Genomic DNA, 22,184 nt, shown 5'->3' on the forward strand with positions numbered 1-22,184 from the left:
GACGTCGCACGTGTGGCCGAGTTGACTTCCAGCCACCTCGGCCGCAACGACGCGGCCTCGTCAGGGAGGTTTCTCAAGTGAACGCACGTATGCGTCGTGCCGCCGTTGTCGTCGCCGCCGGCGCGATGGCCGTCTCGCTGGCCGCCTGTGGCAGCGCCAAGGAGTCGAAGGGCAACGACGACTCTTCCTCCGCGTCGGCCCCCAAGAAGGGCGACGACATCACGGTCGGTCTGCTCCTTCCGGAGAACAAGACCGCGCGGTACGAGAAGTTCGACCGGCCGCTGATCGAGAAGACGATCGGCGAGCTGACGAACGGCAAGGCCAAGGTCGAGTACAACAACGCCCGCCAGGACGCGAACCTGCAGGCGCAGCAGGTCGACACCATGATCACCAACAAGGTGGACGTCCTGATCGTGGACGCGGTGGACGCCAAGGCCATCCAGAACTCCGTCAAGAAGGCCGTGGACCAGGGCATCAAGGTCGTCGCCTACGACCGCCTGGCCGAGGGCCCGATCAGCGCCTACACCTCCTTCGACAACGTCCAGGTCGGCAAGACCCAGGGCGAGGCCCTGCTGAAGGCGCTGGGCGGCAAGGCCACCAAGTCCTCCAAGATCGTCATGATCAACGGCTCGGTGACCGACCCCAACGCCAAGCAGTTCAAGGACGGCGCGCACTCCGTCCTGGACGGCAAGGTCACCATCGCCAAGGAGTACGACACCAAGGAGTGGGCGCCGGACAACGCCAACTCCGAGATGGAGGCGGCGATCTCCGCCGTCGGCAAGAAGGACATCGCGGGCGTCTACTCCGCCAACGACGGCATGGCCGGCGCCATCATCACCGCCCTGAAGGCCGCCGGTCTGAAGGTGCCGGTCACCGGCCAGGACGCCGAGCTGGCCGGTGTGCAGCGCATCGTCACCGGCGACCAGTACATGAGCGTGTACAAGTCGTACCCGCAGGAGGCGGAGACCGCCGCCAAGATGGCCGTCGCGCTCGCCAAGGGCGAGAGCCTGGACTCCATCGCCAAGGACAAGGTCTCCAGCGCCAGCGCCAAGGACGTCCCGTCCGTGCTGGTCCCGGTCGTGTCCCTGACGCAGGAGAACATCAAGGACACCGTGATCAAGGACGGCATCTACACCGTCGACGAGATCTGCTCCGGCAAGTACAAGGCCGCCTGCGACAAGCTCGGCCTGAACAAGTAGGCGGCACCCGGTCCCTTCCCGGCCGCCGGGCGTTCGATCCCTGAACGCCCGCGGCGCGGACGACGACCGGCCGCACCCCCTCTCCTCCGGCGCCCCGGCGCATTTCATCCAGCCCCGCGAGCTCGGCCCGGGGCGCCGGACGGAACTCTTTCCCCCCAAACTTCTGCACAACCTCCCGCCGGGTCAGGCGGCGAAGGAGATGGTTCACGTGTCCGCTACGCCCGTGCTGGCGTTGCGCGGGGTCTCCAAGCGGTTCGGTGCCGTTCAGGCGCTCACCGACGTAGAGCTCGAGATCCACGCCGGTGAGGTGGTCGCCCTGGTCGGCGACAACGGCGCCGGAAAGTCCACGCTGGTCAAGACGATCGCCGGCGTCCACCCCATCGACGAGGGTGTCATCGAATGGGATGGCAAGCCCGTGTCGATCAGCAAGCCGCACGACGCCCAGGCGCTGGGCATCGCGACGGTCTACCAGGACCTCGCGCTGTGCGACAACATCGATGTCGTCGGCAACCTCTTCCTCGGCCGTGAGCTGAGGAAGTGGGGCGTGCTGGACGAGGTCGAGATGGAGCGCCGCGCCCGCGAGCTGCTCACCACGCTGTCGATCCGCATCCCCAGCGTCCGTATCCCGATCGCCTCGCTCTCCGGCGGTCAGCGCCAGACCGTGGCCATCGCCCGTTCCATGCTCGGCGACCCCAAGCTGGTCATCCTGGACGAGCCCACCGCCGCCCTCGGCGTCGAGCAGACCGCCCAGGTGCTCGACCTGGTCGAGCGGCTGCGCGAGCGCGGCCACGCCGTCATCCTCATCAGTCACAACATGGCGGACGTGAAGGCGGTGGCCGACAAGGTCGCCGTCCTGCGCCTCGGCCGCAACAACGGCGTCTTCGAGGTCAAGACGACCTCGCAGGAGGAGATCATCTCCGCCATCACCGGCGCCACCGACAATGCCGTCACCCGCCGTGCCGCCCGCACGTCCAGCGCGAACGGGGAGGCTTCCCAGTGAGCATCGACAAGACCTCCGCCACCGACTCCGGCACGACGTCCGCGCAGGACGCGACCCCGGTCGAGAACCCCGAGGCCGCCGCCGCGGCGGTCACCGCCGTCGACCCGCGCCTGCTGGTGCAGGAAGAGGGCCTGCTCGGTTACTGGAACGAGTTCAAGCGCAAGATGAAGGCCGGCGAGCTGGGCTCCCTGCCGGTCATCGTGGGCCTGGCGATCATCTGCGTGATCTTCCAGGTGCTGAACTCCAACTTCCTGTCCGCGCAGAACATCAACGACGTGACGATCACGATGGTCGGCACGGGCATGATCTCCGTCGGCATCGTCTTCGTGCTGCTGCTCGGCGAGATCGACCTGTCGGTGGGCTCGGTCAGCGGCGCGGCCAGCGCCCTGATGGCCGTCCTCGCGGTCAACCAGGGCTGGCCCGAGTGGGCGGCCGTCCTCCTCGCCGTCGTCGCCGGTCTCGCCATCGGCGCGCTGCACGGCTTCTTCTTCGCGGTGCTCGGCGCCCCCGCCTTCGCCGTCACGCTGGCCGGCCTGCTGTTCTGGCTCGGCTTCATGCTGAAGGTGCTGGGCGAGGACGGCACGATCAACCTGGACGGCGAGGGACTGGTCGCCAAGCTGACCACGTACTACTTCTCCGACATCGCCGCGGCCTACGGGCTCGCCGTGCTCGTGGTCGCCGTGTTCTTCCTCACCTCCTTCCTCGGCAACCGGCGCCGCGAGGCCGCCGGCATCCCGGCCCGGCCGCTGAGCGACACGGTGCTGCGCACGGTGCTGCTGGCCGTGGTCGCCTTCGCCGCCGCCTACATGTACAACCAGTACAAGGGCCTGCCGCTGGCCACGGTGGTCTTCCTGGTGTTCCTGGTCGCCACCGACTTCCTGCTGCGGCGCACCACCTACGGGCGCAAGATCTTCGCGCTCGGCGGCAGCGTCGAGGCCTCCCGGCGCGCGGGCATCAACGTCACGGCGGTGCGGATCTCCGTCTTCGCGATCTCCGGCGGCTTCGCCGCGATCGGCGGCCTGTTCCTGGCCTCGAAGATCGCCTCGGCCAACCAGAGCGCCGGCACCGGCGACCTGCTGATGAACGCCATCGCCGCGGCCGTCATCGGCGGCACCTCGCTCTTCGGCGGGCGCGGCCGGACCTGGAACGCGCTGCTCGGCGTGCTGGTGATCGTGTCCATCCAGTACGGTCTCCAGCTCCAGTCCATCGCGGAGCCGGTGAAGTACATGATCACCGCCGCCGTTCTGCTGACCACCGTCGTGATCGACTCCATCACGCGCAAGACGCAGAAGACCGCGGGCCGCGCCTGAGGTCACGCCTGCCCCAGGGGCGCGGAAGGACCGCGTACCGGCCCGTCGTGGCCGGTCGCGCGGCCTACCGCGCCCCTTCGGGGTGCCCGCCGGGCCCGGCATTAGACTCGGGCGAGCCCGGCAACAGCTCGATCAGCTCTAGTTCAAGGAGGCACGGGTGCCGCTGCTGACCCGCATCAGGGGACCGCGCGATCTGGACCGGCTCAGCCTGGAGGAGCTGGACCAGCTGGCAGAGGAGATCCGTACCTTCCTCGTCGACGCTGTCTCCAAGACCGGCGGCCACCTCGGTCCGAACCTCGGTGTGGTGGAGCTGACCATCGCCCTGCACCGGGTCTTCCACTCACCCGAGGACAAGGTGCTGTGGGACACCGGCCACCAGTCCTACGTGCACAAGCTGCTCACCGGCCGGCAGGACTTCTCCCGGCTGAAGATGAAGGGCGGCCTGTCGGGCTACCCGGCGCAGGCCGAGTCCGAGCACGACGTCATCGAGAACAGCCACGCCTCGACCGTGCTCGGCTGGGCCGACGGCATCGCCAAGGCCAACCAGCTGCGCCGGCGGGATGACCACGTCGTCGCCGTCATCGGTGACGGCGCGCTCACCGGCGGCATGGCCTGGGAGGCGCTGAACAACATCGCCGAGGCCAAGGACCGCCCGCTCGTCATCGTCGTCAACGACAACGAGCGCTCCTACGCCCCGACCATCGGCGGCCTCGCCAACCACCTGGCGACCCTGCGCACCACCGACGGCTACGAGCGCTTCCTCGCCCGCACCAAGGACATCCTCGACCGCACCCCGGTCGTCGGCAAGCCGCTGTACGAGACCCTGCACGGCGCCAAGAAGGGGCTGAAGGACTTCATCGCCCCGCAGGGCATGTTCGAGGACCTGGGCCTGAAGTACGTCGGCCCGATCGACGGCCACGACATCGAGGCGCTGGAGTCCGCGCTGGCCCGCGCCAAGCGGTTCGGCGGCCCGGTGATCGTGCACTGCCTGACCGAGAAGGGCCGCGGCTACCAGCCCGCCCTCCAGGACGAGGCCGACCGCTTCCACGCCGTCGGCAAGATCCACCCGGACACCGGGCTGCCGATCAGCTCCTCCGGCGCCGACTGGACCTCGGTCTTCGGCGAGGAGATGGTCCGGCTCGGCGAGGAGCGCGAGGACATCGTCGCGATCACCGCCGCCATGCTCCAGCCGGTCGGCCTGGACAAGTTCGCCAAGCGCTTCCCCGACCGGGTCTACGACGTCGGGATCGCCGAGCAGCACGGCGCCGTCTCCGCGGCGGGCCTCGCCTACGGCGGGCTGCACCCGGTCTTCGCCGTGTACGCCACCTTCCTCAACCGCGCCTTCGACCAGGTCCTCATGGACGTGGCCCTGCACAAGTGCGGGGTGACCTTCGTACTGGACCGGGCCGGGATCACCGGCACCGACGGCGCCTCGCACAACGGCATGTGGGACATGTCGATCCTCCAGGTGGTGCCCGGGCTGCGGCTGGCCGCGCCGCGCGACGCCGACCAGGTGCGGGCCCAGCTGCGCGAGGCCGTCGCCGTCGAGGACGCGCCGACCGTGGTGCGCTTCTCCAAGGGCGCCGTCGGCCCCGCCGTGCCCGCCGTGGGCCGGGTCGGCGGCATGGACGTACTGCGCGAGCCCGGCACCGACCGCCCCGACGTGCTGCTGGTGTCCGTGGGCGCCCTCGCCCCGATGTGCCTGGAGATCGCCGGCCTGCTCGACCAGCAGGGCATCTCCACCACCGTGGTCGACCCGCGCTGGGTCAAGCCCGTCGACGAGGCCATGGCCCCGCTGGCCGAACGGCACCGGGTCGTCGTCACCGTCGAGGACAACAGCCGGGTCGGCGGTGTCGGCTCCGCGATCGCCCAGGCCCTGCGGGACGCGGGCGTGGACGTGCCGCTGCGCGACTTCGGGATCCCGCCGCGCTTCCTCGACCACGCCTCCCGCGCCGAGGTCATGACCGAGATCGGCCTGACCGCGCCGGACATCGCCCGCCAGGTCACCGGCCTGGTCGCCAAGCTCGACGGCCGGTTCGAACGCCCGGCCGACGCCGTGGAGCCCGCGCGCGACTAGCGAGCGCCCCCGACAGGCCGGTCCCGCCTCTTCCCCCGGTGGCGGAACCGGCCTGTTTGCGTGAACCTGCCTGTGCGGGTCAAACCCGTACCACCGGCCCTCTCGATCATGTCGAGGCCGGCAAGCGTGGGAGGTGGGTTCGTGAGCAGCACGCTGTTCCGGACGAAGAACGTCGAGCAGTCCATCCAGGACACCGAGGAACCCGAGCACGCGCTCAAGAAGTCACTGTCCGCCCTGGACCTGACGGTCTTCGGCGTCGGCGTGATCATCGGCACCGGCATCTTCGTCCTCACCGGTACGGCGGCCAAGAACACCGCCGGCCCCGCGGTCTCCCTGTCCTTCGTCATGGCCGGCGCCGTCTGCGCGCTCGCCGCCCTCTGCTACGCCGAGTTCGCCTCCACGGTCCCGGTCGCCGGCTCCGCCTACACCTTCTCCTACGCCTCGCTCGGCGAACTCCCCGCCTGGACCATCGGCTGGGACCTGGTGCTGGAGCTGGCGCTCGGCACGGCGGTGGTCGCCGTCGGCTGGTCCGGCTACATCCACTCGCTGCTCGACAACTGGGGCTGGCACCTGCCCGAGGCGCTCGGCGGACGGGACGGCGCCACCGGCTTCGGCTTCGACATCCTCGCCGCCGCCCTCGTCCTGCTGCTCACCGCCATCCTCGTCGTCGGCATGAAGGTGTCCGCGCGGGTCACCTCGGTGGTCGTCGGGATCAAGGTGGCCGTCGTCCTCATCGTGATCATCGCGGGCGCCTTCTTCGTCAAGGGCGCCAACTACGACCCGTTCATCCCCAAGGAGCAGCCCGCCACGGCCGGCGGCAGCCTCAAGGCGCCGCTCGTCCAGCTGATGTTCGGGTGGGCCCCCTCGCACTTCGGGGTCATGGGCATCTTCACCGCCGCCTCCGTGGTCTTCTTCGCCTTCATCGGCTTCGACGTCGTCGCCACCGCCGCCGAGGAGACCCGCAATCCGCAGCGCGACGTCCCGCGCGGCATCCTGGGCTCCCTCGTCATCTGCACCGCCCTGTACGTCGCCGTGTCGATCGTCGTCACCGGCATGCAGAAGTACAGCTCGCTGTCCGTGGAGGCGCCCCTCGCCGACGCGTTCAAGACCACCGGGCACCCCTGGTTCGCGGGCCTGATCAGCTTCGGCGCCGCGGTCGGACTGACCACCGTGTGCATGATCCTGCTGCTCGGCCAGTCCCGGGTGTTCTTCGCGATGAGCCGCGACGGGCTGCTGCCCCGGTTCTTCTCCCAGACCCACCCGAAATTCCGCACCCCCTACCGGTCCACCATCCTGCTCGGCGTCGTCATCGCGGTCGTGGCGGGCTTCACCAGCCTCAGCGAACTGGCCGAACTGGTCAACATCGGCACCCTCTTCGCCTTCGCCGTGGTCGCGCTCAGCGTGATCATCCTGCGTCGCACCCGCCCCGACCTGCCCCGCGCCTTCCGCACCCCGCTGGTCCCGCTGGTCCCGGTGCTGTCCGTGCTCGCCTCCCTGTGGCTGATGCTGAACCTGCCCGCGGAGACCTGGCTGCGGTTCGCGATCTGGATGCTGATCGGTTTCGTCGTCTACTTCCTCTACGGCCGCTCGCACAGCCGGCTCGCCCCGCGCGGGCACACCCCGGCCGGCCAGCCCCCGCGCCCGCCCGCCTGACCCCGGTCGCCGCTCCCGGTCCCGTATGTCCTTCGCCGTCCGGCGCCAGGACTCCGGATAGCGTGCGGATCATGTCCGCCGCCCCACTCGCCCCCGCCCGGACCGCGATCACCCGGACGGCGTACTGGACCCGGCTGCTGCCCCTGCTGGCCGCGCTGGCCTGCGCCACCCGGCTCCCCTCCTTCGTCCGCCCGCTGTGGAACCCCGACGAGGGCTACCTCGCCGTCGAGGCCCGGCTGCTCGCCCAGGGCGGGCAGCTCTACGACACGGTGGTGGACCGCAAACCGCCGCTGCTGCCCTGGCTGTACGAGGCCGCGTTCGCGCTGTGCGGTTCCGGCTCCCTGACCCCGCTGCGGATCCTCGCCGTCCTCGCCCAGCTGCTCACCGCCGTGACACTGGCCTCCCTGGCCCGCCGCCACTGGGGCGACAGGGCGGGCCGCACCGCCGGGGTGCTGTATCTGCTGGTGTCGGTGGGGCTGAACCCGGAGGACGCGCAGGCCGCCGGCTTCGAGGTGTTCATACTGCCCTGGACGGCCGCCGCCGTGTGGTGCGCGGACCGGGGGCGCTGGGGCGCGGCCGGAGCCGCCGTCGCGGCCGCCTTCCTGACCAAGCAGACCGGCGGCGCCGTCCTGCTGCCGGTGCTCTGGCTGCTGCACCGGCGCGGTGCCGTCCGGGCAAGCCTGCCCCGGCTCACGGCCGCCTTCGCCGCCCCCGTGCTCGGCGCGGCGCTGCTGACGGACCCGGCCGGCTTCCTGTTCTGGACGGTGACCGGCTCCGCCGCCTACGCCGGTCTGTCCGGCTCCGCGCGCCACATCCTCGGCCGCGCGCTGGCCAACACCGCGCTCCTCGCGGCGGCCTCGGCGGGGCTCCTTTCGCCCCTCGCGCGGGCCCTGCGCGACGGCCGTGCCCGGGTGGCCGAGGGGTGGCTGTGGATGTGGCTCGCCTCCTCGGCCGTCGCCGTGGCCGCCGGCTGCCACTTCTTCGGCCACTACTACCTGCAACTCCTCCCGCCGCTCGCCCTGCTGGCCACCGCCGCGCTGCACGCCCGGCCGGGACGGCCACGGCGGCACCTGACCGCCGTCCTCACCTCCGGCTGCGCCTGCGCCCTCTTCGTCGGCTGGGGCCTTCTCGCCCCGCGCCCCGAACTCGCGCACGCCGAACGGCTGGCGGCGGCCGTCGCCCACCGCACGGCACCCGGCGACCGGGTCCTGGTGTGGGGGATACACCCCGAGACGTACTGGCTGGCCGGCCGCACCCCCGCCACCCGCTACCTCACCGCGGGGCTGCTCACCAACTACAGCGGCGGCCGGGACGGCTCCCGGGTCGGCGAGGCGTACGCCGTCCCCGGCGCCTGGCCCGTCTTCCGCCGCGAGCTGGCCACGCACGCGCCCGCCCTGATCGTCGACGACTCCCGCGGCAAGCCGTACGCCCCCGCCCGCCTGCCCACCCTGCGCGCCCTGCTCGCGAGCGGCTACACGGAGGCCGCCCGGGTGGACGGCGCGGTCCTGTACGCCCGCGCACCGGGACCGCCCGGCGCGGCGCCGTAGCGGGCCCGGCTCAGCCCAGGACCGTACGCGGTCCCGCCACCCGCGCGCCCAGTTCCGTCACCCGGCGGCGCAGCTCGCGGTCGGCGGTCACCACCAGGCGGGGGCGGCCGGGATCGGCGGCGGCCAGTTCCACGATGTGGTCGTCCCCGCTGCCCGGTGCCGACTCCACCCGCACGCCCGGCACCGAGGCCACGCCCCGGGCCGCGCCCTCGACCACGAGCACGATCTCCACCGGGCCCGGGTGCCCGGGCAGGCCCTCGCCGGCCAGCCGGTCCCGCAGCCGCTCGGCCGCCCCCTTGCGGTCCTTCCACCAGCCGTCGGGCCGCGATCCGACCACGTTCGCGCCGTCCACGATGACGAGCGGCGGGGCGGGGGAGGGCGGGGCGTCGAAGGGATCGGTCATACCGCAAGGGTCCCACGGCCCGAGCCGGGGGCCGTGCCCCGTGTCCGGTACGCGGCGGCTTAAAGTGAACCGGTGAACGGCGACTGGCTCCTCCGCGGCCGCGACGGCCGGCTCAGTGTGTACCAGCTGTCGGGCGACGCCGTCCTGTGCCGGGCGGAGCGCGGCCCCGGCGGCCCCTGGTCCGCCCCCCGCAGGATGGGCGGCGAGCAGAAACTGCACCCCGTCCTGGCGATCGGTCAGGGCGCCGACCGCTATGCCCATCTGGTCTCCTGGCGGCCCACCGTCAAGGGCGAATCCGGACTGGTGCACTCCACGCACTTCCGCCCGCACCTGGCCGCCCTGGACTGGCAGCCGATCGGCCACCCGGACAAGACCGGCGAGCGCACCGGCACCCCCGCGGTCACGGTCGACGCTCAGGGCCGCGCCCATGTGTTCGTCCGGAACAAGGGCGGCGGCGTGAGCATGCTCGGCCAGAAGGAGAAGGGCGGCTGGGGCCCCTGGCGGGACCTCGGGGGCGGCGAGGTGCACGACCGACTGGCCGCGGTCACCGCCGCGTCCGGCACGGTCGAGCTGTACGCGGCCGTACCCGACGGCCTGCTGTACTGGCGTCAGGAGTCGCCGGGTGCCGTGCCCGTGCTCCAGGAGACCCTCCGTACCCCGGTCCGTCCGGGCACCCTGCGCGCCCTGGCCACCTCCCCGGACAGCACGACGGTCTTCTACACCGACACCGACGACACCCTGTGCGCCTGGCGGCCCGGCGGCAAGCCGGCCACGCTGCTGCCCGCCGCGGGCCCCGGCCCGGTCTCGGCGGTCCGCTGCGACCTGGACGGGCACGACTGCACGCTGCTGGCACAGCGCACGGCGAGCCGCCGGGTCGCCTTCGCCGCCTATCCGACCGAGCAGGAGCCGGCGGGGGCCTGGTGGGCCGAGTCGGGCCCCGAACTGCCGCTGGACGCGCTGGTGTCCCTCGCGACGGACGAGACGGACCGGGTGGTGGCGGCCACGCTGTCCCCCTCGACGGGGCAGCTCCTGCTGACCCGCCGCAAGGACGAGCCGGGACTGGCGCTGGAGGCGTGGCGGGCATCCTGAACACGCGGAAGGGCCCCCGCCTCGGCGGGGGCCCTTCACACGTCGTACGGGGTTACGCCGGGACGCTCGCCACGCCCGGGGCCAGGAACTTCTTGCCGTTCACGCGCTCGGAGACGCCCTCGCGGTCCAGGTACGGCGTGATGCCGCCCAGGTGGAAGGGCCAGCCGGCGCCCGTGATCAGGCACAGGTCGATGTCCTGGGCCTCGGCGACGACGCCCTCGTCGAGCATGAGCCCGATCTCCTGCGCCACCGCGTCCAGCACCCGCGCCCGCACCTGCTCCTCGGTCAGCACCGCGTCGCCCTGCTTGAGCAGCGCGGCGACCTCCGGGTCCAGCTCCGGCTTGCCGCTGTCGTAGACGTAGAAGCCGCGCTTGCCCGCCTCCACGACCGCCTTGAGGTTCGGGGAGACCTTGAAGCGGTCCGGGAACGCGCCGTGCAGCGTCTCGGAGACGTGCAGGCCGATCGCCGGGCCGACCAGCTCCAGCAGCACCAGCGGGGACATCGGCAGACCGAGCGGCTCGACGGCCTTCTCGGCGACCTCGACCGGGGTGCCCTCGTCGATGACGTTCTGGATCTCGCCCATGAAGCGGGTCAGGATGCGGTTCACGACGAACGCCGGGGCGTCCTTGACCAGCACCGCGGTCTTCTTCAGCTTCTTGGCGACGGCGAACGCGGTCGCGAGGGAGGCGTCGTCGGTCTGCTCGCCGCGGACGATCTCCAGCAGCGGCAGGATCGCGACCGGGTTGAAGAAGTGGAAGCCGACGACCCGCTCGGGGTGCTTCAGCTTCGACGCCATCTCGGTCACCGACAGCGAGGAGGTGTTGGTGGCGAGGATCGCGTGCGCCGGGGCGACCGCCTCGACCTCCGCGAACACCTGCTGCTTGACGCCGATCTCCTCGAACACGGCCTCGATGACGAAGTCCGCGTCCGCGAAGCCCTCGGCCTTGTCCAGGACACCGGTGACCAGCGCCTTGAGGCGGTTGGCCTTGTCCTGGTTGATCCGGCCCTTGCCGAGCAGCTTGTCGATCTCGGCGTGGACGTAGCCCACACCCTTGTCGACGCGCTCCTGGTCGATGTCGGTCAGCACGACCGGCACCTCCAGGCGGCGCAGGAACAGCAGGGCGAGCTGAGAGGCCATCAGACCGGCGCCGACGACACCGACCTTGGTGACCGGGCGGGCCAGGTTCTTGTCCGGGGCGCCGGCGGGACGCTTGCCGCGCTTCTGGACGAGGTTGAACGCGTAGATGCCGGCGCGCAGTTCGCCGCCCATGATCAGGTCGGCGAGGGCCTGGTCCTCGGCGTCGAAGCCCTTCTGGAGGTCCTCGTCCTTGGCGGCGGCGATGATGTCCAGGGCCCGGTAGGCGGCCGGGGCCGCGCCGTGCACCTTGCCGTCGGCGATGAACCGGCCCTTGGCGACGGCCTGGTCCCAGGCCTCGCCGCGGTCGATCACCGGGCGCTCCACGGTGATGTCGCCCGTGAGGACCCGCGCCGTCCAGTTCAGGGACTGCTCCAGGAAGTCGGCGCCCTCGAAGATCGCGTCGGCGATCCCGAGGTCGAAGACCTGCTGGCCCTTGAGCTGCTTGTTCTGGTTCAGCGAGTTCTCGATGATGACCGAGACGGCCTTGTCGGCGCCGATCAGGTTCGGCAGCAGGGTGCAGCCGCCCCAGCCGGGGACCAGACCGAGGAAGACCTCGGGCAGCGAGAACGCCGGGATCGCCTTGGAGACGGTCCGGTAGGAGCAGTGCAGACCGACCTCGACGCCGCCGCCCATGGCCGCGCCGTTGTAGTACGCGAAGGTCGGCACGGCCAGCTTCGACAGCCGCTTGAAGACCTCGTGGCCGCCCTTGCCGATGGCGAGCGCGTGCTCGTGCTCCTTCAGCAGCTCGACGCCCTTGAGGTCGGCGCCGACGGCGAAGATGAACGGCTTGCCGGTGATGCCGACACCGACGATCGCGCCCTCGGCCGCCTCCTTCTCGACCTGGTCGACGGCGGTGTTCAGGTTCGCCAGCGAGGCCGGGCCGAAGGTGGTCGGCTTGGTGTGGTCCAGGCCGTTGTCCAGCGTGATCAGCGCGAACCGGCCCGCGCCGAAGGGCAGGTCGAAGTGGCGCACGTGCGCGCTGGTGACGACCTCGTCGGGGAACAGGTCCGAGGCCTGCTTCAAAAGCTCGGCGGTGGTGCTCACTTGTCCCCCTCGAAGTGCGGGTTCTCCCAGATGACCGTCGCGCCCATGCCGAAGCCGACGCACATGGTGGTCAGGCCGTAGCGGACGTGCGGCTGCTCCTCGAACTGGCGGGCCAGCTGCGTCATCAGCCGGACGCCGGAGGAGGCCAGCGGGTGGCCGAAGGCGATGGCGCCACCGTACTGGTTGACGCGCGCGTCGTCGTCGGCGATGCCGTAGTGCTCCAGGAAGGCCAGGACCTGGACGGCGAAGGCCTCGTTGATCTCGAACAGGCCGATGTCGGAGATGGACAGGCCCGCCTTGGCGAGGGCCTTCTCCGTGGCCGGGATCGGGCCGTAGCCCATGACCTCCGGCTCGACGCCCGCGAAGGCGTACGACACCAGGCGCATCTTGACCGGCAGGCCGTTCTCGCGGGCGAAGTCCTCGCTCGCGATGATGGACGCGGTGGCGCCGTCGTTCAGACCGGCCGCGTTGCCCGCGGTGACCCGGCCGTGCACGCGGAACGGCGTCTTCAGGTTCGCCAGGTTCTCCAGCGTGGTGCCCGGGCGCATCGGCTCGTCGGCGGTGACCAGGCCCCAGCCGGTCTCGCCGCCCTCCGGGTTGGTGCGGCGCACCGAGATCGGCACCAGGTCGGCCTGGATCTTGCCGTCGGCGTACGCCTTGGCGGCCTTCTCCTGCGAGCGCACCGCGTACTCGTCGGCGCGCTGCTTGGTGATCGACGGGTACCGGTCGTGCAGGTTCTCCGCGGTCATGCCCATGAACAGGGCGGACTCGTCGACCAGCTTCTCGGAGACGAAGCGCGGGTTGGGGTCCACGCCCTCGCCCATCGGGTGCCGGCCCATGTGCTCGACACCACCGGCGATGACGGCGTCGTAGGCGCCGAACGCGATCGACCCGGCGGTGGTGGTCACGGCGGTCAGCGCGCCGGCGCACATGCGGTCGATCGAGTATCCGGGCACGGACTGCGGCAGGCCCGCGAGGATGCCGGCCGTGCGGCCGAGGGTGAGGCCCTGGTCGCCGATCTGCGTGGTCGCCGCGATGGCGACCTCGTCGATCTTCTTCGGGTCCAGGCCGGGGTTGCGGCGCAGCAGCTCCCGGATCGCCTTCACGACGAGGTCGTCGGCGCGGGTCTCGTGGTAGATGCCCTTCGGGCCCGCCTTGCCGAACGGGGTGCGGACGCCGTCGACGAAGACGACGTCCCTGACGGTACGAGGCACGATGGCTCTCCTCCAGATGCGGGATGGCACTGCTGCGTTGCGCTGAGCGCGCGCTCAGCCCCATGCTACTTATGAGTAACGTAGCTGCACAGCCCTGTACGGGGGAGCGGTGAACGTCACACCTTCGGGGGAGAACGGCGCGCACGCGCGCACGCCGGCGACCGCCGCGCAGGGTCGCAGGATCTTGGCGTGATCTCGACGCCCCCGATCTCCGCGATTTCCGCCGCCGCGGCCTCTACGGCGCGGGGCGCGACCGGATGGGACGGGCCGGGGGCGCCTAGGCGCCCTTCGTCACCAGCGCGTCCACCAGCACCGGCGTCACCAGCTCGATCTGCCACGGGCGGGCGCCGTACCCGGCCAGCGCGGCCGCCACGAAGGCGGTGTCCACCACCTTCGGCGGCTCCCAGCAGATCCTGCGCACCGTGTCCGGGGAGATCACGTTCTCCTGCGGCATGGTGAGCCGCTCGGCGAGGGAGGACACCCCGGCCCGCGCGGCGGACAGCCGGGCCGCCGCGGCCGGGTCCTTGTCGGCCCAGGCCCGGGGCGGCGGCGGTCCCGCCACCGGCTGCCCCGGCTGCGGCAGCGCGGTCTCCGGCAGCGCCTTGGCGCGGTCCACGGCGGCCTGCCACTGCTCTAGCTGCCGCCGGCCCATCCGGTGCCCGAAGCCGTTCAGCGCGGCGAGGGCGTGCACATTGCCCGGCACGGCCAGCGCGGCCTCCACGATGGCCGCGTCGCTCAGCACCTTGCCCGGCGAGACGTCCCGGCGCTGGGCGATCCGGTCCCGGGTCTGCCACAGCTCGCGGACCACGGCGAGCTGCCGGCGGCGGCGCACCTTGTGCATCCCGGACGTACGGCGCCAGGGGTCCTTGCGGGGCTCGGGCGGCGGCGCCGTCGCGATCGCGTCGAACTCCTGGAGGGCCCACTCCAGCTTGCCCTGCCGGTCCAGCTCCTTCTCCAGGGCGTCCCGCAGGTCGACGAGCAGCTCGACGTCGAGCGCGGCGTAGCGCAGCCACGGCTCGGGCAGCGGGCGGGTCGACCAGTCGACGGCGGAGTGGCCCTTCTCCAGGACGTAGCCGAGGACGCCCTCGACCATGGCGCCGAGGCCGACCCGGGGGAAACCGGCCAGCCGTCCGGCCAGTTCGGTGTCGAACAGGCGGGCCGGGACCATGCCTATCTCGCGCAGGCAGGGCAGGTCCTGGGTGGCCGCGTGCAGTACCCACTCGGCGTCGGACAGGGCCGCGCCGAGGCCGGACAGGTCGGGGCAGGCGACGGGGTCGATGAGCGCGGTCCCCGCGCCCTCGCGGCGCAGCTGCACCAGGTAGGCGCGCTGGCCGTAGCGGTAGCCGGAGGCGCGCTCGGCGTCCACGGCGACCGGGCCGGAGCCGGCGGCGAAGGCGGCCGTCACCCGGGCGAGGCCGGCCTCGTCGGCGATCACGGGTGGAATGCCCTCGCGCGGTTCGAGCAACGGAGTCGGCGCCCCCGTCACAGAAGATCCGGCGTCGTCCGGAGGAGTGCCTCCGGTGGTGCGCAGGGAGCTGTCTGCTGCGGTGTCTTGGGCGTCGGTCACCTGTCAAGGGTATCCGTGCGCGCACCGCGCCCGTCGACGGAACGTTCCGTCGACGGGCGCGGCATGGGCGTAAACCGGTCAGCGGCGGGCCGGGTCCGCTGCGCCGGGGTGAACGGGGATTGCGCCGAAGGGGGCATCCGGAGGGCTCAGTGGATGATCCCGGTGCGCAGGGCGACGGCCACCATGCCGGCCCGGTCGCCGGTGCCCAGCTTGCGGGCGATGCGGGCCAGGTGGCTCTTGACGGTGAGGGCGGACAGGCCCATGGACACGCCGATCGCCTTGTTCGACTGGCCCTCCGCGACCAGCCGCAGCACCTCGACCTCGCGTCCGGACAGCTCCCGGTAGCCGCCCGGGTGGCTCGGGGCACCCGGGGGGCGGCGGTGCATACGGGCGGCGCCGAGGGGAGCGGCGCCGGGACGGGTGGGGAGCCCGATGTTGGTGCGGGTGCCGGTGACGACGTAGCCCTTGACGCCGCCGGCCAGTGCGTTGCGGACGGCGCCGATGTCGTCGGCGGCGGAGAGGGCGAGTCCGTTGGGCCAGCCCGCGGCCCGGGTCTCGGACAGCAGGGTGAGGCCGGAGCCGTCGGGGAGGTGGACGTCGGCGACGCAGATGTCGCGCGGGTTGCCGATGCGGGGACGAGCCTCCGCGATGGACGAGGCTTCGATGACATCGCGCACGCCGAGCGCCCACAGATGGCGGGTGACGGTGGAGCGGACGCGCGGGTCGGCCACGACCACCATGGCGGTCGGCTTGTTCGGGCGGTAGGCGACCAGGCTTGCGGGTTGCTCAAGGAGAACGGACACCAGGCCTCCTGGGTGGGGGACGGGGCCGGCTTGTGGGGATGAAGCCGGGACGAACCGTGCTTTCAAGGTCACAGTCGTCTTCGGCAGCAAACTCGTCCGCCTTTAGGGAGTGATCACGATCTAGTGAGTAACAATCCGTGCGCTTCGGACACACGATCGATCAACCGAAGATCGAGTCGGTTCGAGCGAGTGCGATTCGAGTGCGGAAAGTGGCCGTATCGACAAAGAGATGGTCAATACGGCACATCACGACGACCCCTCAGTGGAACAATGCCCCGCCTCGGCGGGGCCGCGGGCTCTGCCTCGGCGGGCGCGCGGGCCCTGTATCGGCGGGAATGCGGGTCCTGTCTCGCGGGCGCGCGGGAGTGCGGGCCCTGTCTCAGCGGGCGCGGGCCCTGCCTCGGCGGGATGCGGGCTTCGTGTCAGCGGGACTGCGGGCCCCGGCGCTGCGGCAGCGTCACCACCGACGCGTCCCCGGGACCGGTCGGCGGCAGGCCCGCGACCTGCGCCAGCAGATCGCACCAGGAGATCAGGTGCGCGGCGGTGTCCGGCACCCCGCCCAGGCCCTCACGGGGCGTCCACGAGGCGCGGATCTCGATCTGCGAGGCGGCGGGCCGCTCCGCCAGCCCGCCGAAGTAGTGCGAGGCCGCCCGCGTGATCGTGCCGCTCGGCTCGCCGTAGCCGAGCCCCCGGGCCTGGAGCGCCCCGGTCAGCCACGACCAGCACACCTCCGGCAGCAGCGGATCGGCCGCCATCTCCGGCTCCAGCTCCGCCCGCACCAGCGTCACCAGCCGGAACGTACCCTGCCACGCGTCGTGCCCGGCCGGGTCGTGCAGCAGCACCAGGCGCCCGTCGGCCAGCTCCTGCTCGCCGTCGACCACCACCGCCTCCAGCGCGTACGCGTACGGGGCGAGCCGCTGCGGGGCGGGCGTCGGCTCCACCTCGACCTGCGGCCGCGGCCGCGCCGCCCGCAGCGCGTCGACCGCGGCCCGGAACGCCGGCGGCAGCCCGCCGCCCCCCCGCGCCTGAGCGGTGTCCTCCGCGTCGTCCATTCCGTCAGCGCCGTCCGACAGTCGTCCCTGAGCCGCAGCCATGCGGGGAAGAGTAAGGGGAAGCGGGCCTTCGCGCAGGGCAAGACACCCCGCGCCGCCGGTCCCCGCTGTCATGCGAGACTTGCCCCGTGACCGCCAACGACACCTTCACGGGCCAGGGGCCCGCAGCCACGTACGACAGCGCGTTCCTCAAGGCGTGCCGGCGCGAACCCGTGCCGCACACCCCCGTGTGGTTCATGCGCCAGGCCGGCCGCTCCCTGCCCGAGTACCGCAAGGTCCGTGAGGGCGTCCCCATGCTGGAGTCCTGCGCGCGGCCCGAGCTGGTCACCGAGATCACCCTCCAGCCGGTGCGCCGGCACGACGTGGACGCGGCGATCTACTACAGCGACATCGTCGTCCCGCTGAAGGCCATCGGCATCGACCTCGACATCAAGCCCGGTGTCGGCCCGGTCGTCGAACAGCCCATCCGCACCCGCGCCGACCTGGCCCGGCTGCGCGACCTCAGCCCCGAGGACGTGCCCTACGTCACCGAGGCCATCGGCATGCTCACCCGCGAGCTGGGCGCCACCCCGCTGATCGGCTTCGCGGGCGCGCCCTTCACCCTCGCGAGCTACCTGGTCGAGGGCGGCCCCTCGCGCACGTACGAGAACGCCAAGGCGATGATGTACGGCGACCCCGGGCTGTGGGCCGACCTGCTGGACCGGCTCGCCGACATCACGGCCGCCTTCCTGAAGGTGCAGATCGAGGCCGGCGCCAGCGCCGTCCAGCTCTTCGACTCCTGGGCCGGCGCGCTCTCCCCGGCGGACTACCGGCGCTCGGTCATGCCGGCCTCCGCGAAGGTCTTCGACGCGGTCGCCGGGTACGGCATCCCGCGCATCCACTTCGGCGTCGGCACGGGCGAGCTGCTGAAGCTCCTGGGCGAGGCCGGCGCGGACGTCGTCGGCGTCGACTGGCGGGTCCCGCTGGACGAGGCCGCCCGCCGCGTCGGCCCCGGCAAGGCGCTCCAGGGCAACCTGGACCCGACCGTGCTGTTCACCGACAAGGACGTCCTCCAGGCCAAGGCCCAGGAAGTGCTCGACGCCGCCGCCGGGCTGGAGGGCCACGTCTTCAACCTCGGCCACGGCGTCATGCCGAACACCGACCCGGACGCGCTGACCCGGCTCGTGGAGTACGTCCACACCGCGACCGCCCGCTGACTCACCAGGCGGAACGGGGCCGCGCGCGCCTGCCGAACAGCAGGCCGGGCGGCTCCGGCGGCGGTGGTGTGCCGGGCTTGAGCGGCCAGGCGAGCAGCATGCCCGCCACGAAGCCGACCACGTGCGCCGCGTACGCCACCGTGCCCGCGCCGGACACCCCGTGCCCGGAGGAGTACACCGCCTGGAGCCCGAACCAGAACCCGAGCACCAGCCAGGCGGGCAGCCGCAGCGGCAGGAAGACCAGGAACGGCACCAGCACCCACACCCTGGCCCGCGGATACAGCACCAGATAGGCGCCCAGCACTCCGGCGATCGCCCCGGAGGCGCCGATCAGCGGGTCCGCGGAGGTGTGGTTGAGCAGCGCGAAGCCGTATCCGGCCGCGTAGCCGCACACCACGTAGAAGAGGAAGAAGCGGATGTGGCCCATCCGGTCCTCGACGTTGTTGCCGAAGATCAGCAGGAACAGCATGTTCCCCAGCAGGTGCGGCCAGCCGCCGTGCAGGAACATCGCCGTGAACACCGACAGCGGCGGCGACTTGTCGTAACCGGGCGGCGCCACCACGCAGCCCGGCCCGTGCGGGCCCACCCCGACCTCCCCGGTCGGCACCAGCTGTGGCACCCGGTCGTGGATCAGCTCCCGGGGGACCGCCGCGTAATGGTCCAGGAACGCCTGAAGGTCGCACAGCTGCGCCAGCCTGGTGCCGCCGGTCACGGAACCGGCCATGCCGGGCATGGTGACGAACACCAGCACATTGGCGGCGATGAGCGCGTACGTCACCCAGGGGGTGCGGCGCACCGGGTTCAGATCATGGACGGGGATGACCACACACAAGTAGTGCCCGCGATCCGGCCCGGCTATCAGCGCGTCCGGCCAAGGCCGCTCCGGCCGCCGCGGGTCAGCCGGACCGGACCTTCGAGGCGGCCTTGCGCGCCGCCACCAGCACCGGGTCCCACACCGGCGAGAACGGCGGGGCGTACCCCAGGTCCAGGGCCGTCATCTCCTCCACGGTCATCCGCGCGGTCAGCGCCACCGCCGCGATGTCCACCCGCTTGGCCGCCCCCTCCCGGCCGACGATCTGCACGCCCAGCAGCCGTCCCGTGCGGACCTCGGCGAGCATCTTCACCGTCATGGGGGCGGCCCCCGGGTAGTAGCCGGCGCGGCTGGTCGACTCGATGGTGACCGTCTCGAAGCGCAGGCCCACCCGGCGGGCGTCCTTCTCCCGCAGGCCGGTGCGGGCGATCTCCAGGTCGCACACCTTGCTCACCGCCGTGCCGACGACACCGGGGAAGGTGGCGTAACCGCCGCCCGCGTTGGTGCCGATGACCTGGCCGTGCTTGTTGGCGTGGGTGCCGAGCGGAACGTACTGCTCCTGCCCGGAGACCAGGTTCAGCACCTCCACGCAGTCGCCGCCCGCCCAGATGTTCTCGTGCCCGCGCACCCGCATCGCCAGATCGGTGAGCAGCCCGCCGTGGGCGCCGAGCGGCAGCCCGGCCGCCCGGGCGAGGGCGGTCTCCGGGCGGACGCCGATGCCCAGGATCACCACGTCCGCCGGGAACTCGGCGTCCCGCGTGGCCACCGCCCGCACCCGGCCGTCCGCACCGGTGAGCACCTTGGTCACCTCGGCGTCGCCGACCATGGTGATGCCGAGGCCCTCCATGGCCCGGTGCACCAGCCGGCCCATGTCCGGATCCAGCGTCGACATCGGCTCCGGGCCCCGGTTGACGACCGTCACCTCGAAACCCCGGCGGATCAGCGCCTCGGCCATCTCGACGCCGATGTAGCCGGCGCCCACGACCACGGCCCTGCGGCCCCGCGTGCCGGTCAGGGTGTCCAGCAGCGCCTGGCCGTCGTCGAGCGTCTGCACCCCGTGCACCCCGGGCGCGTCCACGCCGGGCAGATCCGGGCGGACCGGCCGGGCACCGGTGCCGATGACCAGCTTGTCGTACGGCGTCCAGTACTCGGTGCCGGAATCGACGTCACGCGCGCGTACCCGCTGCCCGGCCACGTCGATCTCGGTGACCTCCGTGCGCATCCGCAGGTCGATGTCCCGCGCGCGGTGCTCCTGTGCCGTCCGCGCGATCAGCCGGTCCCGCTCCGGAACCTGACCGCCCACCCAGTACGGGATGCCGCACGCCGAGAAGGAGGTGAAGTGGCCGCGCTCGAACGCCACGATTTCCAGCTCCCCGGGCCCCCGCAGCCGCCGCGCCTGCGACGCCGCGGACATGCCCGCGGCGTCACCCCCGATCACGACCAGCCGTTGCCTGCCACCAGCGATGCTCATGGGAACACGCTACGGGGCACGGCCCGTTCGGTCCCCGTCGGCCCCGTCGGCCCCGTCGGCCCCGTCGGCCCCGTCGGCCCCGTCGGCCCCGTCGGCCCCGTCGGCCGGACACCGGGTCCCGGACGGAGTGTCGGTGGGGTCTGAGAGAGTGGGGGACATGAGCACAACGGGTAGGGGCCTGGGGCACGTCGTCGTCATCGGGGCCGGCATCGCCGGGCTGGCCGCCGCGCACCGGCTGCTGGGGCGCGGCGCGCGCGTGACGGTGCTGGAGGCGGCCGACCGGGTCGGCGGCAAGCTGCTGCCCGGCGAGATCGCCGGCGTCCGCGTCGACCTCGGCGCCGAGTCCATGCTCGCCCGCCGACCGGAGGCGGTGGCCCTCGCGCGCGAGGCGGGCCTCGGCGAGTCGCTCCAGCCGCCGGCCACCGCGACCGCCTCGATCTGGACCCGGGGCGCCCTGCGGCCCATGCCCAAGGGCCATGTGATGGGCGTGCCCGGCACCGCCGCCGCGCTGACCGGCGTCCTCTCCGCCGAGGGCCTGGCCCGCATCGAGCGGGACGCCGACCTGCCCCGCACCGAGACCGGCGACGACGTGGCCGTCGGCGAGTACGTGGCGGCCCGGCTCGGCCGCGAGGTCGTCGACCGCCTCGTGGAACCGCTGCTGGGCGGGGTGTACGCGGGCGACGCCTACCGCATCTCGATGCGCTCGGCCGTCCCGCAGCTCTTCGAGGCCGCCCGCGCCCACACCTCCCTCACCGAGGGCGTCCGCGAGATCCAGGCGAAGGCCGCCGCGCAGCAGCGGACCGGGCCGGTCTTCATGGGCATCGCCGGCGGCGTCGGACGGCTGCCGCTCGCGGTCGCCGACTCGGTGCGCGCGCGGGGCGGCGAGATCCTGACCGGCACGCCCGCGAGCGAGCTGCGCCGGGAGCCGGACGGCTGGCGGATCACCGCGGGCGAGCGGGTGCTGCGCGCCGACGCGGTCGTGGTCGCCGTACCCGCCCCGGCCGCCGCCCGGCTGCTGCGCGCCGAGGCCCCGGGGGCCGCCGCCGAGCTGGCCGCCGTCGAGTACGCCTCCATGGCCCTGGTCACCCTCGCCTACCGGCGTGCCGACGCGCGCCTGCCCGAGGGCAGCGGCTTCCTCGTGCCGCCCGTCGACGGCCGGACCATCAAGGCGTCCACCTTCGCCTCCCACAAGTGGGGCTGGATCGCCGAGGAGGACCCGGACGTGGTGGTCCTGCGCACCTCCGTGGGCCGCTACGGCGAGACGGAGATCCTCGGCCGGGACGACGCCGGCCTGGTGGAGGTCTCCCGGCACGACCTGCGGGAGGCCACCGGCCTGGACGCCGTCCCGCTGGAGACCAGGGTCACCCGCTGGACCGACGGCCTGCCCCAGTACCCGGTCGGGCACCACGCGCGCGTGGCCCGCGTCCGCGAGCACATCGCCAAGCTCCCGGGGCTCGCGGTGTGCGGCGCCCAGTACGACGGCGTCGGCATCCCGGCGTGCGTCGCGAGCGCCCACGCCGCGGTGGACCAGCTGGAGGGCGACGACCGAGGCGTGCGCGAGCTGACGGCCCACCCGGTGCAGAGCCTGCACGGCGGAGCGGGAGAATAGG

General features: G+C 72.5%; 17 protein-coding genes. 9 read left to right on the forward strand and 8 right to left on the reverse strand.

Annotated features, from left to right (window positions below; all coding sequences use genetic code 11):
• Positions 1 to 89: 89 nt before the first annotated feature.
• The 6 genes from IH25_RS0111240 (at position 90) to IH25_RS0111265 (ending at position 8,786) form a co-directional block, all read left to right on the forward strand.
• A complete protein-coding gene (locus IH25_RS0111240) occupies positions 90 to 1,199 on the forward strand; it encodes a substrate-binding domain-containing protein (protein ID WP_030606852.1) in 1,110 nt (369 codons plus the stop codon).
• 199 nt (positions 1,200 to 1,398) lie between these two features.
• Positions 1,399 to 2,199 (forward strand): ATP-binding cassette domain-containing protein, encoded by an 801-nt coding sequence (locus IH25_RS0111245; protein WP_030606855.1) that lies wholly within the window; start codon positions 1,399 to 1,401, stop codon positions 2,197 to 2,199.
• Complete coding sequence (locus tag IH25_RS0111250) at positions 2,196 to 3,509, forward strand: sugar ABC transporter permease (RefSeq protein WP_030606858.1); 1,314 nt, start codon at positions 2,196 to 2,198, stop codon at positions 3,507 to 3,509. The genes IH25_RS0111245 and IH25_RS0111250 overlap by 4 nt, the downstream gene beginning before the upstream one ends.
• A 157-nt stretch (positions 3,510 to 3,666) precedes the next feature.
• Positions 3,667 to 5,586, forward strand: a complete 1,920-nt coding sequence (dxs, locus tag IH25_RS0111255) for a 1-deoxy-D-xylulose-5-phosphate synthase (RefSeq protein ID WP_030606860.1) — start codon at positions 3,667 to 3,669, stop codon at positions 5,584 to 5,586.
• 141 nt (positions 5,587 to 5,727) lie between these two features.
• Positions 5,728 to 7,239 carry an amino acid permease gene (locus IH25_RS0111260; protein WP_030606862.1) on the forward strand — a complete coding sequence of 504 codons (1,512 nt, stop codon included), beginning with the start codon at positions 5,728 to 5,730 and terminating at the stop codon, positions 7,237 to 7,239.
• A gap of 71 nt (positions 7,240 to 7,310) precedes the next feature.
• Positions 7,311 to 8,786 (forward strand): ArnT family glycosyltransferase, encoded by a 1,476-nt coding sequence (locus IH25_RS0111265; protein WP_030606864.1) that lies wholly within the window; start codon positions 7,311 to 7,313, stop codon positions 8,784 to 8,786.
• Between the two features lie 10 nt (positions 8,787 to 8,796).
• On the opposite strand, the gene IH25_RS0111270 is transcribed toward IH25_RS0111265, so the two are convergent.
• On the reverse strand, positions 8,797 to 9,189 hold the full coding sequence (locus IH25_RS0111270) for a PIN domain-containing protein (protein WP_030606866.1): 393 nt from the start codon (positions 9,187 to 9,189) through the stop codon (positions 8,797 to 8,799).
• 72 nt (positions 9,190 to 9,261) lie between these two features.
• On the opposite strand from IH25_RS0111270, the gene IH25_RS0111275 reads away from it, so the two are divergent.
• A complete protein-coding gene (locus IH25_RS0111275; protein ID WP_030606868.1) occupies positions 9,262 to 10,278 on the forward strand; it encodes a PLL family lectin in 1,017 nt (338 codons plus the stop codon).
• Between the two features lie 52 nt (positions 10,279 to 10,330).
• On the opposite strand, the gene IH25_RS0111280 is transcribed toward IH25_RS0111275, so the two are convergent.
• The 5 genes from IH25_RS0111280 to IH25_RS0111300 form a co-directional block, all read right to left on the reverse strand.
• A complete protein-coding gene (locus IH25_RS0111280) occupies positions 10,331 to 12,460 on the reverse strand; it encodes a 3-hydroxyacyl-CoA dehydrogenase NAD-binding domain-containing protein (RefSeq protein ID WP_030606872.1) in 2,130 nt (709 codons plus the stop codon).
• Positions 12,457 to 13,674, reverse strand: coding sequence for a thiolase family protein (locus tag IH25_RS0111285; RefSeq protein WP_030606876.1), 1,218 nt, complete (start codon positions 13,672 to 13,674; stop codon positions 12,457 to 12,459). Before IH25_RS0111285 ends, IH25_RS0111280 begins: the two co-directional genes overlap by 4 nt.
• A gap of 277 nt (positions 13,675 to 13,951) precedes the next feature.
• Complete coding sequence (locus IH25_RS0111290; protein ID WP_078844213.1) at positions 13,952 to 15,241, reverse strand: ribonuclease D; 1,290 nt, start codon at positions 15,239 to 15,241, stop codon at positions 13,952 to 13,954.
• 146 nt (positions 15,242 to 15,387) lie between these two features.
• Entirely contained in the window at positions 15,388 to 16,044 is a 657-nt protein-coding gene (locus IH25_RS0111295) for a response regulator transcription factor (protein WP_023545949.1), read from the reverse strand.
• A 422-nt stretch (positions 16,045 to 16,466) separates the two neighbouring features.
• The gene (locus IH25_RS0111300) at positions 16,467 to 17,138 is read right to left on the reverse strand and encodes a DUF3000 domain-containing protein (RefSeq protein ID WP_078844214.1); all 672 of its coding nucleotides are present in this window, start codon (positions 17,136 to 17,138) and stop codon (positions 16,467 to 16,469) included.
• Between the two features lie 86 nt (positions 17,139 to 17,224).
• On the opposite strand from IH25_RS0111300, the gene hemE reads away from it, so the two are divergent.
• Complete coding sequence (hemE, locus tag IH25_RS0111305) at positions 17,225 to 18,292, forward strand: uroporphyrinogen decarboxylase (protein WP_030606890.1); 1,068 nt, start codon at positions 17,225 to 17,227, stop codon at positions 18,290 to 18,292.
• A 1-nt stretch (position 18,293) separates the two neighbouring features.
• Here the strand turns inward: hemE and IH25_RS0111310 are convergent, their stop codons facing one another.
• Both IH25_RS0111310 and IH25_RS0111315 read right to left on the reverse strand, forming a co-directional pair.
• Positions 18,294 to 19,118: a rhomboid family intramembrane serine protease gene (locus IH25_RS0111310; RefSeq protein WP_030606893.1), complete on the reverse strand. Its 825-nt coding sequence runs from the start codon at positions 19,116 to 19,118 to the stop codon at positions 18,294 to 18,296.
• Positions 19,119 to 19,188: 70 nt separating this feature from the next.
• The gene (locus IH25_RS0111315; protein WP_030606896.1) at positions 19,189 to 20,574 is read right to left on the reverse strand and encodes an FAD-dependent oxidoreductase; all 1,386 of its coding nucleotides are present in this window, start codon (positions 20,572 to 20,574) and stop codon (positions 19,189 to 19,191) included.
• A gap of 157 nt (positions 20,575 to 20,731) precedes the next feature.
• Here IH25_RS0111315 and hemG point away from each other — a divergent pair, with 157 nt between their 5' ends.
• Complete coding sequence (hemG, locus tag IH25_RS0111320) at positions 20,732 to 22,183, forward strand: protoporphyrinogen oxidase (RefSeq protein ID WP_030606898.1); 1,452 nt, start codon at positions 20,732 to 20,734, stop codon at positions 22,181 to 22,183.
• Position 22,184: the final 1 nt, after the last annotated feature.

The sequence above is a fragment of the Streptomyces achromogenes subsp. achromogenes genome, from assembly GCF_000720835.1.
Taxonomy (GTDB): domain Bacteria; phylum Actinomycetota; class Actinomycetes; order Streptomycetales; family Streptomycetaceae; genus Streptomyces; species Streptomyces achromogenes.